9 protein-coding genes are annotated in these 11741 nt (G+C 69.0%); 3 read left to right on the top strand and 6 right to left on the bottom strand.

Annotated features, from left to right (window positions below):
• Window positions 1–28: 28 nt before the first annotated feature.
• A complete protein-coding gene (locus IT359_13815; GenBank protein ID MCC6930055.1) occupies window positions 29–373 on the top strand; it encodes a PadR family transcriptional regulator in 345 nt (114 codons plus the stop codon).
• Window positions 370–3084, top strand: coding sequence for an ABC transporter permease (locus IT359_13810; protein MCC6930054.1), 2715 nt, complete (start codon window positions 370–372; stop codon window positions 3082–3084). Before IT359_13815 ends, IT359_13810 begins: the two co-directional genes overlap by 4 nt.
• A 79-nt stretch (window positions 3085–3163) precedes the next feature.
• Here the strand turns inward: IT359_13810 and IT359_13805 are convergent, their stop codons facing one another.
• Window positions 3164–4453, bottom strand: coding sequence for a DUF1343 domain-containing protein (locus IT359_13805; GenBank protein ID MCC6930053.1), 1290 nt, complete (start codon window positions 4451–4453; stop codon window positions 3164–3166).
• 148 nt (window positions 4454–4601) lie between these two features.
• Here IT359_13805 and mtgA point away from each other — a divergent pair, with 148 nt between their 5' ends.
• Window positions 4602–5309 carry a monofunctional biosynthetic peptidoglycan transglycosylase gene (gene mtgA, locus IT359_13800; GenBank protein MCC6930052.1) on the top strand — a complete coding sequence of 236 codons (708 nt, stop codon included), beginning with the start codon at window positions 4602–4604 and terminating at the stop codon, window positions 5307–5309.
• A 154-nt stretch (window positions 5310–5463) separates the two neighbouring features.
• Here the strand turns inward: mtgA and IT359_13795 are convergent, their stop codons facing one another.
• The 5 genes from IT359_13795 to IT359_13775 form a co-directional block, all read right to left on the bottom strand.
• Window positions 5464–5979 (bottom strand): hypothetical protein, encoded by a 516-nt coding sequence (locus IT359_13795; GenBank protein MCC6930051.1) that lies wholly within the window; start codon window positions 5977–5979, stop codon window positions 5464–5466.
• Window positions 5980–5994: 15 nt separating this feature from the next.
• Window positions 5995–7548 carry an AarF/ABC1/UbiB kinase family protein gene (locus IT359_13790; GenBank protein ID MCC6930050.1) on the bottom strand — a complete coding sequence of 518 codons (1554 nt, stop codon included), beginning with the start codon at window positions 7546–7548 and terminating at the stop codon, window positions 5995–5997.
• A 136-nt stretch (window positions 7549–7684) separates the two neighbouring features.
• Complete coding sequence (locus IT359_13785) at window positions 7685–10366, bottom strand: ABC transporter permease (GenBank protein MCC6930049.1); 2682 nt, start codon at window positions 10364–10366, stop codon at window positions 7685–7687.
• Between the two features lie 38 nt (window positions 10367–10404).
• A complete protein-coding gene (locus tag IT359_13780; GenBank protein ID MCC6930048.1) occupies window positions 10405–10728 on the bottom strand; it encodes a PadR family transcriptional regulator in 324 nt (107 codons plus the stop codon).
• Window positions 10729–11073: 345 nt separating this feature from the next.
• The gene (locus IT359_13775; protein ID MCC6930047.1) at window positions 11074–11520 is read right to left on the bottom strand and encodes a hypothetical protein; all 447 of its coding nucleotides are present in this window, start codon (window positions 11518–11520) and stop codon (window positions 11074–11076) included.
• Between the last annotated feature and the right edge of the window lie 221 nt (window positions 11521–11741).

Raw genomic sequence — 11741 nt, 5'->3', positions numbered from 1 at the left:
CTTCTCTCGACTATCGAGAGGAGACGTCATGGCCGACGAACGCACCGGGATGCTGCAGGGGACGCTGGAGCTGCTCGTCCTCAAGATCATCTCCCTCGAACCGATGCACGGGTGGGGGATCACGCAGCGCATCGAGCAACTGTCGGAGCAGGTCTTCCAGGTGAACCAGGGGTCGCTCTACCCCGCGCTGGAGCGCCTCACGCGCGGTGGGTGGATTCGTTCGGAGTGGCGCACCACGGAGAGCAACCGGAGGGCGCGCTATTACGAGCTCACCGCCGCCGGGCGCCGGCGCCTGGTGGCCGAGCACGGGGGGTGGAAGCGCTCGTCCGCGGCGGTGAATGCGATCCTGGCGTGGAACGGTGCCCTGCCATGACTCCCTTCACCGACTGGTGGGTGCGACTGCGCGGGGCGCTCGTTGCGGCGCTCGCTGGTGTGCTCGCTGGCGCGCGGCGCGACCGCGAGCATGTGGACGAGGCGCAGTTCCATCTCGAGATGTCGGCGGCGCGCTTCGAACGACAGGGGGTGCCCCGCGACGAAGCCTGGCGTCGCGCGCGCCTCGCGTTCGGCGGCGCGCAGCAGGTGCGCGAGCAGGCCCGCGACGCACGCGGCGGCGAACCGTTCGCGACGGTCGCACGCGACGTGCGGTATGCGCTTCGTCAGCTGCAACACTCCCCCGGCTTTGCGCTGGCCGCGGTCATCACGCTCGCCCTTGGCATCGGCGCCAACACGGCGCTGTTCAGCGTCTTTGATGGCGTGCTCCGCCGCCCGCTCCCGTTTCCCGCCGCCGATCGACTGGTAATCGTGTGGGAAACCGACCGCGTGAGCGGGACCACGCGTGAGCCGGGGTCGTGGCCCGACTACGTGGACTTTGCCGCCGAGTCGCGCACGATGGCGTCGATGGCCGCGTTCACCGGGCTGGAGTCGAACTTCACGCCGGCGCGCGGCGAGCCGCAGCGCCTCGCCACGATGGCGGTGACGCACGGCTACTTCGCGTTGATGGGCGTCGGGACGCTGCACGGCCGCAGCATGGCCGCTACCGATGATGTCCCCGGTGCGGCGCCCGTTGTCGTCCTCGGCGAGCGATTCTGGCGCGCACGCTTCGGCGGCAATCCTGCGGTTGTCGGCACGACCATTCGCCTCGACGATGCCCCGCGCCAGGTGATCGGCATCGTCCCCGCGGGTGCCGACTTTGCCGTGGACCAGGTGCACGCGCGCGCGGCGTATCACGGCCCGTACTCGGGCGTAGGCGACGTGGACGCGTGGATCCCGATGCAGGCCAGCGAGGCGTCGTATCCGCGCGACACGCACCCGTTCTTCATGGTGGGGCGCCTCTCCGATCGTGCGTCGCTCGCCACGGCAAGCGACGAATTCACGCGCGTCGCCGCTCGGCTGGAGAAGGACTACCGCTCCAACACCGGGCGCGGCGTGTTGCTCGAATCGCTGGAGGACGTGGTCTTCGCCCCGGTGCGTCCCGTCATCTACCTCCTGCTCGCCGCGGTGGCGCTGGTGCTCCTCGTGGCCTGCGTCAACGTGGCCAACCTGCTCCTGGCGCGCGGTGCCGCGCGTGCGCGCGAGGTGGCGGTGCGCGCGGCGCTGGGCGCCAGCTTCTCGCGTTTGGGGCAACAATTCCTCGTCGAATCGTTGCTGCTGTCGATGGTTGGGGGAACGTTGGGGGTCGCGCTCGCCTGGGCGGCGCTGCGTGCGCTCATCCCGTTCCTTCCCAGCGATGTGCCGCGGGTGGATGCAGTGCAGATCGACGCGCCGGTGCTCCTGGCCACGCTGGCGACGTCGGTGCTGGTGGGACTCGCCTTCGGGCTCCTCCCCACGTGGCAGGCGCTCAAGGTCGACGTGAACGACACGCTCAAGGGCGAGGGGCGCGGCACCAGCCACGGGGTCACCCGCCGTCGCCTGCGTGAGGGGCTGGTGGTGGGCGAGCTGGCGATGTCGGTGATGCTGGTGCTGTGCGCGGGGCTGATGCTGCGCAGCGTCTGGTCCGTGCTGCGGGTGGATCCCGGCTTTGACGCCGACGGCGTGCTCAAGGCCGAGTTCACCCTGCCCGCCGCGCGCTATCCGCAGGACATCAAGCGCTTCCCCGACTGGCCGGCCACGCACGCCTTTACGCGCGAGGTGCTGCAGCGCGTGCGCGGCATTCCCGGTGTGGAGGCTGCCGCCATCGCCTCGTCGCATCCGCTCGACGCCGGCTTCACCAACTCGTTCGTGGTGGTGGGGCGCGAGGCGGAGGCTCGCAACTGGCCGGAGATTTCCGTGCGCCAGGTGACGCCCGGTTACCTGGCGACGATGCATGGCACGCTGCGCCGCGGGCGATCGTTAGGCGATGGCGACGACGCGCGCGCCCCGCTGGTGGCGGTGATCAACGAGGCGGCCGCGCGCCGCTACTTCGAGGGGCGCGATCCGCTGGGGCAGGACATCCGCTTCTGGGGGATCACGCGGCGCATCGTGGGCGTGGTCGGCGATGAGCACGTGCGCGGACCGGCCGAAGTGGCGCCGCCGGCCGTGTACGCCTCGGTGGCGCAGGCGCCGGTGGTGTCGGGCGCGCTTCTGGTGCGCAGTACGCGCAGCCTGTCCGAACTGGCCCCCCAGGTGCAACGCGTCATCTGGGCGGTGGACCCGCAACTGGCCATCCACGGCGTCGAGCCGCTGCGCGAGACGCTGCAGGCCTCGTTAGGTTCGCGCCGCTTCACCACCGTGGTGCTGGGGGCGTTCGCCGCGCTCACGCTGCTGCTGGCGCTGGTCGGCATTCACGGGGTGCTGAGCTACTCCACGTCGCAGCGCCGGCGCGAGATCGGGATTCGCCTGGCGCTGGGTGCCACGCGTGGCGACGCCGCGGGGCTGGTGGTGCGCGGCGGGGTGTGGCTGGCGGCGACCGGGACCGCCCTCGGGCTGCTGGGCGCCGCCGCAGCCTCGCGGCTGGTCACGGGGCTCCTCTTCGGCGTCACGCGAAGCGACCCGGTCACCTACCTCGCCGTGGCGACGCTCGTCCTCGTGGCCTCGGTGGTGGCGATGACGATCCCCGCCCTGCGGGCGGCACGCGTGGCTCCCACCGAAGCTTTGCGGCTGGAGTAGCCTGACGGCGCGTTGAGGCGCCTTACGGCGCGTTGAGGCGCCTGGCGGCGCGAGGTCGCCAGGCGCAACGTCCTGCTGCCTACTTGTAGATCCAGAACGGCCGGGTCCTGGCCTCGAACTCCCTGGCCTCACGCTCCATGACCGGGAGGAGCGCCTCCACCCCTCCCTCCTTCTCCACCGCCTCGCGCACGCGCGGGCCGCCGGCCAGGCGATCGATCGACGACGTGCGCCACTGGAATTCCTTCGGATGGCGCTTGTAGATCTCGCGCATGAGCATGAGCCCCACCTGCTGCGGCTTCACCTTGTCGCGGTCGCTCACCACCATCACGATCACCGGGACCGTGAGCCCGCCGTGCTTGTACCCCTTCTCCACCGCCTGTGACGTGGAGTCGAAGACGACGCCGGGGAGCTTCATCGCGTTCATCGCCTTGGCAATCGCACCGGCATCGGTGAGGTAGGGGGCGCCGATCATCTGGAACGGCTGCGTCATCCCGCGCCCTTCATTGATGTTCGTCCCCTCGAAGTAGCAGGTCCCCGTATACAGCACCGCCGCATCGCCGGAGCGGATGTTGGGCGAGGGATTCACCCAGCCCAGTCCCGTCTCGTTCCACCACATGTTGCGCCGGTAGTTCTGCATCGGGGCCACCGTGATGTCGGCCTTGAGCTCGCCCGTCCCCACGAGGTAGCGCGCCAGCTCACCCACCGTGAGCCCGTAGCGCGTCGAGACCGGATACCAGCCGACGAACGAGCGGTACTTTGGGTCGAGCACGTTCCCCTCGAAGATGTCGGCACGCACCAGGTTGGGGCGGTCGGCGACGATGAACTTCTTCCCCTTCGCCGCCTCGGCGCTGAGCGCCATCGTCCACTGGTAGGTATAGAAGCGCGCGCCGACTTCCTGGATGTCGAAGACAAGGACGTCCACGTCCTTGAGCATCTCCGGCGTCGGGACGCGCGTCTCGCCGTAGAGCGAGTAGACCGGGACCCCGGTCGCCGAGTCGACGGTGGAGGCAATGTGGTCGCCGGCGCGTGCGACGCCACGAATCCCGTGTTCGGGACCATACAGCGCCGTGAGCTTCACGCCCGGCGTGTTGTAGAGGATGTCGATCGACGTCTTGCCCGTCGTGCCGAGGCCGGTGTGGTTGGTGATGAGGCCGACGCGCTTCCCCTTGATGAGGTGAATCGAGTCGGTGACGAGGACTTCGATACCGGGGCGCACACGCTGCGCGTGCGCGATGTTGACGGGGAGCGCTGCGCTGATGAGGGCGAGCGCGGGAAGCGTGTGGAGGGCAGAGCGCGTGGCGAGCGCGGAGCGCGCGGCGAGCGCGGAGATCGCGGAATGCGCGGAGACGGCGAGGCGCGGGAAGCGCATGACGGGTTCGATGAAGTGCGGGGGAATGGAGGTGCCGGGGGATCGTATATCGCGGTTCGACCGTACCCCGAGTGTACCCCGAGGAGGCGGTCGTGTCACGTCGCGGGACTTGCTGAGGGCGTGGTGGGTCTGGAGCTTTCCCGCCGCTATGGCTACCGGCCCCAAGCGATCGATCTGGCAGCGCGCGCGGCGATGGGCGCTTCTCGGCACCCTGCTGGTCGTCGCGGGGCCGTTTGTCCTCGTCCTCCCGCTCAACTTTGTCCAGCCGTTCACCACGACCGTGATGTTGCGGCGTGCGGTGCAGCGCCTGTTCGAGGGAAAGCGCCCCGTCTACCCCAGGCGCGACGTGGTGGGGCACGATGCGATCTCGAACAACCTGCGGCGAGCCGTGCTGGCGTCGGAGGACGATCGCTTCTACCTGCACAACGGTTTCGACTTCGAGGAGATCGAGAATGCACTGGAGCGTGCCAGGCGCGGGCGGCGGCTGCGCGGCGCGTCGACCATCACGCAGCAGGTGGCGAAGAACCTCTTTCTGTGGGAGGGGCGGAGCTACGTGCGGAAGGGGCTGGAGGCGTGGTTCACGGTGGTGCTGGAGCTGTGCCTGTCGAAGGAGCGGATCCTCGACCTGTATCTCAACCTGGCTGAGTGGGGGGATGGGGTGTTCGGGGCCGAGATGGCGGCGCGGACACATTTCCGGAAGTCGGCGAAGGGGCTGACGCGTGAGGAGTCGGCGCGATTGGCGGCGGTGCTGCCGAGTCCGCGGCGGTGGTCGCCGAAGGGGTCGATCGCGAGCCGGCGGGCGTCGGGGATTTTGGTGCGGATGCGGACGCCGTCGCCGCGGGTGGTGGCGAAATAGTTCACCGATCAAGTTGGGGTCATCCCCAATTGGGGTCAGAGTCACCGAACCAAATTCTCGGTGACTCTGACCCCAATTGGGGATGACCCCATTTCCGGCTCGCATCGGTCTTCACGGTGGACGCCGACCCCGAAAGGAACGGCGACCGACACGTTCAGCCTCGTGCGCGCTGCACCGCCGATACGAAGTCCTCCGGCGACTCCAGGCGCAACCCCAGCACCCGCACGCCCCGCCGGGCCCCCATGGCCAGCCGCAACGACACCGGCGCCTCGAACGTGAGCAGGACGTTGGGATCGTCGCCGCCGGACAGCGCGCGGTACCCCACCGTCCCCGCCTGCGGAACCTCCTGCCACGTAGGGACGCGCACATCTCCAACGATCGCCAGCGGAAAGTCAGCCCGCGTCGAGCGCCCATGCCGCACCTCCAGGCGATCGGCGAACAGCGTAATGCGCGACTCGGCGCTCCCCTCCCGCGAGATCCACCACACCGTGAGGACGTTGCAGGCCACGAGCGCGAGCGACGCCATCGGCCAGCGCGCGTAGACCAGGGCGTGCACCGCCACTGATTCGGCGAGGATCATGAGGATGATGCCGAACATCACGGAGCGCGACATCACGGGTGCCCCGCGGAACGACCACGACGTGGGCGACGCGGCTTGATCGCTGGTCACGACCCGGACCGGTGTCTAATCACCGGCAGCGAGCGTCCGCTCGGGCAACGGGGGAGCAGGTGGCTCCTGACGACTGCTGTTTGCAACTGACGGCAATCCGCTTCCGCGCCGCGTCTCGATCGGCACCACCGGCACCAGATCGCGCACCGTCGCCCCGGCCCCGCCCGGCGCCGCCGCGAAAAGGCGCGAAAGGAACTCCCGCCCCGCCTTCACCGCCAGCCCCGCCGCATGGCCTAACGCGGCACCCACCACCGTCGCCATGTCGACCGGGCTCTTCCCCGCCTCGTCGCTCAGCGACGCCATGATGCGCGAGCGCATGCGCACGGCAATGGGCGAGGCAAACATGATCGCGTTGAAGCGCGCGTCGTAGCGCGTCCCCAACCCCTCGATGAGCGCGGCGGTGCGGGCAAAGTAGACCATCTCGCTCGGCAGGCGGATGGGGAAGTCGTAGATCACCGCCATCACCTGGTCGGCGAGCAGCGCGATGCGCTCCTGCGTTGTCGTCTTCTCGTAGGCGAGCTTCATCAGCGCGTCGGCCAGCTCGCGGATCTTCATCATGTCGGAGCCGGGCTCGACGAAGCCCATGCGCTCGAAGCCGGCGATGACGCCGTCGGTGTCGCGGCGGATCGCGGCGAAGACCGTCGTCACGAGGTGCCAGCGCAGCTCGCGCGGCACATCGACTACCATCCCGAAATCGAGAAGGACGACCTTCCCGTCAGGTGAAAAGAGGAGGTTGCCGGGGTGCGGGTCGGCGTGAAAGAGCCCGTCGATGAGCATCATCTGGAGGTACAGCTCCATGACGATGCTCACCACGCCGCGCGGGTCGTGCGCCTGGCCCCCCGGTTGCACCTCGACGCGATCGATGCGCACCCCCGCCATGTACTCGAGCCCCAGCACGCGGCGCGTGACGAGTGTCTCGATCACGCGCGGGATGGCGACCTTGCGGTGGCCGGCAAAGTTGTCTCGCACGCGCCGCGCATACGACGCCTCGAGGATGAGGTCCATCTCCTCGCCGATCTTCGACGAGTACTCCTCGATCACCGTGCGCGCGTTGCGCATGTGCGCGTTAGGGAAGCGCCGCGCCAGCCATCGCGTGAGCGGGACCGCGACGCTCAGGTCCTTGGCGACGAGCTGCTCCACGCCGGGGCGCAGGACCTTGACCACGATCTCCTCGCCCCGGTAGCGCGCCCGGTGCACCTGGCCTAACGAGGCAGCGGCAATCGGCGCGTCGTCGAAGCGCTCGAACAGCTCCCCGATGCGCGTCCCGAACGCGCGTTCCACCTCGGCGCGGATGGCCGGCGTGGGCACGGGCTTCACGCAGTCCTGGAGCGACGTCAGGCGCGAGACGTAGGGTTCGGGAACGAGGTCGGCCCGCGACGCGAAGATCTGCGCCATCTTCACGAAGGTGGGACCGAGTGCGGTGATGGTCTCCAGGAGGTGCAGCGCGCGCCGCTCGTGGAACGCCGCATCTCGCACCGCCGGCGCCCCCCACCAGATCCACCGCCGCACGTCGCGGAGCACCGAGACGAAGAGCGGGAGGAGTCGAACGACGATGACCAGGGCGCGCATATGCCACAAAGTAGCGGCGCGGGGGGGTGGGTTCCGCAGATGAAGCGTGAATGAATTAGGCGCACCTCAATTTGGGGTCAGAGTCACCGAACCAAATTCTCGGTGACTCTGACCCCAAATTGAGGGGGGCCTAACTTCACTCCCCCCGCAGCGCCTCCACCGGCTCCACACGCGACGCCCGGCGCGCCGGCAGGAGCGTCGCAGCGAGCGCAACCACCAGGAGGATGAGCGCCACCCCCCCGTAAACCGCGGGATCCCCCGGCGACGTCCGGAACAGCAGCTCGGCGAAGCGACGGCTCACCACCGCCGCCAGCACCAGTCCCGCCGCCACGCCGGCCAGCGCCTGGCGAATTCCGCGACGCACCACCAGCCGCGCGACGTCGGTCCGGCGGGCGCCGAGTGCCAGGCGAACACCAATCTCGTGCCCGCGCTGGGCAACGTCGTGGGCGATGACGCTGTACAGGCCGAGCGCGGCGACGACGAGTCCCAGGGCTCCGAACAGGGCGAAAAGCGTCGCCCCTAGCCGCCACGGCTGCAGTTGCTCGTCGATGATGGACGACAGCTCGCGCACTGGGACGAACGGAAGGGCACTCTCTCGCGCGATGATCGCTCGCCGAATGTCGTTGGCGTTTGCCCCGCCATCTTCGGCGACCCGCACCAGCAGCGCGCGCCATTCCGCCGACCACTGCCCGATCGGCTGGTAGTAGTGCGCCGGCGCGTCGCCGGCGAGCTGCTCGATGCGCTGGTCCGCCACAATGCCAACGACGGTCACGCACCCTCGAGTCTCTTCCATCTCCACGCACTGGCCCAAGGCATCCCGCCCGGGCCAGAGATGCGCGGCCATCTGTTCATTGACGAGGACGACGGGGGGAGACCCTTTGCGGTCGGCGGCAGTGAACGCGCGACCCCGCCGGATCGAGGTGGCCATCGTCGCGAAGTAGTCCGGGCTCACGCCGTTCGCGTAGGGTCCGCCCCCCTTCATTGGCGCCACGGTGTCACCGTTGGCGACGATGGGCTTGGTCCATTGCGACTCGAAGGGGACGGTGATGCTCTGCGCGACGCTCACCACGCCCGGAAGGGCGCGCACATCCTGCTCCAGCGCGCGCCATCGCCCCTCCAGCTCTTCGGGCGTCCGGGCGATTGACCCCAGCTCGGGCGAGGCGACGAAGACGTTCGCGGGGGAAAAGCCGAGGTCGAGCGACGATGCGCGCTGGAACGAGCGCACGAACAACCCGGCCCCCACCAGGAGCATGACGGAGAGGGTCCCTTGGACCACAACCAGGGCGCTCCGCAGCAGTCCGCGCCGCCCTCCCCCGTCCCGCGCCCCCGTCTTGAGAGATTCCAGGAGCGGTGTGTGGGCGGCGACAAAGGCAGGGACGGCGCCGGCGAGCGTCGCCGCCACAAGCGCCAGGAGCGCAACAAAGCCCGCCGTGCGCGTATCAATCGCCCCACCTTCCCACGGCATGTCCTGCAAGAGCGTGCTGCGCAGTATCCCATCCCCCCATGTCGCGAAGACTATGGCGAGCCCCGCCGCCAGAATCCCCAGGATGACCGATTCGGTGAGGAGCATCCGCGTCACTCGCGCGCGCGAAACGCCGAGCGCGAGGTGTACGGCCAGCTCGCGCCGCCGGCGAATGGTACGGGCGAGCATCAGGTTCGCCACGTTCGCGCAGGCGACTAAGAGCACCAGCAACGTGACACCCGAGAGCCAGACCGTGACCTGGACGCTGCGGTTGCCGTTGGGTCGCTTGGCGGGGATGATGGAGCCGGCGATGACGGTTGCCGCCGTGTCGGACTTGACGAGCGCGCGAGCGATGTCGCGTGCGGCGGCCGTGGCAACTGCGCCAAGCTGTTCTGGAGCCACTCCCGGCGCACGGCGCACTACCATCTGGAGCCAGCGCATGTCGCGGTTGGTCTCCCAGTTCGCGCCGATCCGTTCCACCCCGGACTGCATGGTGGCGAAGAGGTCGACATGGCGCAGGATGGGGCCAACGAAACCGGGCGGGGCGATACCTATGACGGTGAAGGTGCCGCCGTCGATCTCGAGCGTCTTCCCGATGGCGGCAGCACCCGAGCCAAAGCGGGACATCGCGAAGCTGTTCGTGAGGACAACGCCGGGCTCTCCCTCCGCCTTCCAGTCACCGTTCCCGAAGACGCGCCCCTGCCACGGGCCCACACCGAGCACGTCGAAGAAGTTGGGGGTGACGTAGTTGACCTCGATGCTGCGCGCATCGGCGCCGTGACCCGACGTGGCCGGCGATGTCCACCACGCGGCGAGCTCGGTGCCGGCGCCCAATCGACGGCGCATCTCGGCGAAAACGGGATAACTCTGGCTGGTCGACGTGACGCGGCCGAACTCGGGCGATTCGCGCTGGAAGTAGAGGAGTGAGAGCGATCCGTCATCGCGCACGTGCGGCGCGGGGCGCAGGAGGACGCGGTCGAGGACGCGGAACATTGTCGCGTTCCCGCCCAGGCCCAGGGCGAGCGTGACCGCGACGACCGCGGCGAAGCCCGGTTCTCGCCGGAGCGAATGCACGGATCGCGCGAGGTCCTGCCCCCACCCGCGCCAGAAGTCGCCGAGCGAGCGGCGTCGCTCCCCGTGCCGATCGAGGTTACCGAGCGTTTCGCGTACGTCGTCGATGTCGCCAAAGCGACTGCGCGCCTCGCGCCGTGCGTCTTCGGGCGACATTCCCCGCGCCACGAGTTCGCGCTCGGTGGCGTCGAGGTGATGGGCGATCTCGGCGTCGACATCGGCGCGGATGGTGGCTCGGCGCGCGGGGAGTCGGATCCAGCGGCGGAAGCGGTCGGAGGGTGACACGCGGACTCCGGAAGGCGATGATGCGTTGCGACTGGCGTTCAGGTGGCGCTGAGCACTGCCTGGACGGCTTCTACGTAGCGAGCCCACCGCGTGCTGCGTTGCTGGAGTTCGTCGCGTCCGGCGGGGGTGAGCGAGTACGTCTTCACGCGCCGGTTCTCCTCATTCACCCCCCATTGGGAGGCGAGGAGTCCGCGGTGCTCCATGCGGTGGAGCGCGGTATAGAGCGCCCCGTCCTCGACCTGCAGGGCGTGGGACGTGGTCTGTCGCAACCAGTGGGCGACGGCGTATCCGTGGCGGGGACCCCAGGTGAGGGCCTTGAGGATCAGCACGTCGAGCGTGCCCTGCAGCAGGCTGAGGGTCACTTTTCCTAGAAGACGAGAAGACGGGAAGACGAGAAGACGAGGGGCGGGCTGGGAGAGGGCAGCGGGGGCGCTTGACCGAGATGGGGTCGGGCCCTTTCCATCGATTGCTCGCGCCGAGACAGTACCCTGAAATGTTGAGGGTAATACTCGTAAGAGAGGGCGGGTGGCGTCAAGCGCCCCCGCCCCCCGCCCCCGCCACACCCGCCGGCTCGGTCGTAGGCTCCTCTCGTCTTCCCGTCCCCAGCCTTCGCTGGGGCAGGCTTCTCGTCCCCAGCCTTCGCTGGGGCAGGCTTCTCGTCTTCCCGTCTTCTCGTCCTCTCGTCGTTCTAGGCGCGCTGCGCGCGCCTAGAACGACGGAACGATTGGCCGATCCCACGGCACGAAGCCGGCCGCGGCGGCCAGGGCGAGCCCCAGCCAGATGGTCGCGGTCTGGAAACGCGCCGAGTCGCTTTCCGCCCGCCGAATCTTCGCCGCGCCGATGTGCCCGAGCGCAATGGCGACGAGCATGACCACGACGTGCTCGACCACGAAGTAGCGCACGGAGGCTGTCTTCATCGCCGCCCCCATGTCGGCCAGGCCGGCACGAACGAGCGGGCTCACCGCGTAGAGCACGACGCCAAGGATGAACTGCAGCGTGAGGGCATTCACGAAGAGCTTCACCGCTGCGGCGTCCTTCTCGCTCCAGACGGCGCGCGAGCGCCATCCCCTCCAGCAGCGCACCACGGCCCACAGCCCGGCCCCCAGAACGAGCCACCTAACGATGTTGTGCGACGCCAGCGTGAGTGTGTGCATGAGCTCGAGAATCGGGTGACTGCGACTGGACGACTACGGGAAATGATTGCGGGACGATGACGGGAGGGAACCTATCGCTCGGTCACTCCCCCCTCCAGCGTGGCGAAGTCCCACTCGATGCAACGTCCGCCGCAACATCCGCAGCAGCATCCACCGCACCGCTCGCGGCCTCGCGCACGCTTCCCGTTCAACGCTTCGCACCGTACAGCGTTCCCCTGACG

It is taken from the genome of Gemmatimonadaceae bacterium (genome assembly GCA_020852815.1).
GTDB lineage: Bacteria > Gemmatimonadota > Gemmatimonadetes > Gemmatimonadales > Gemmatimonadaceae > SCN-70-22.
This window is presented reverse-complemented; position numbering and strand designations above follow the sequence as displayed.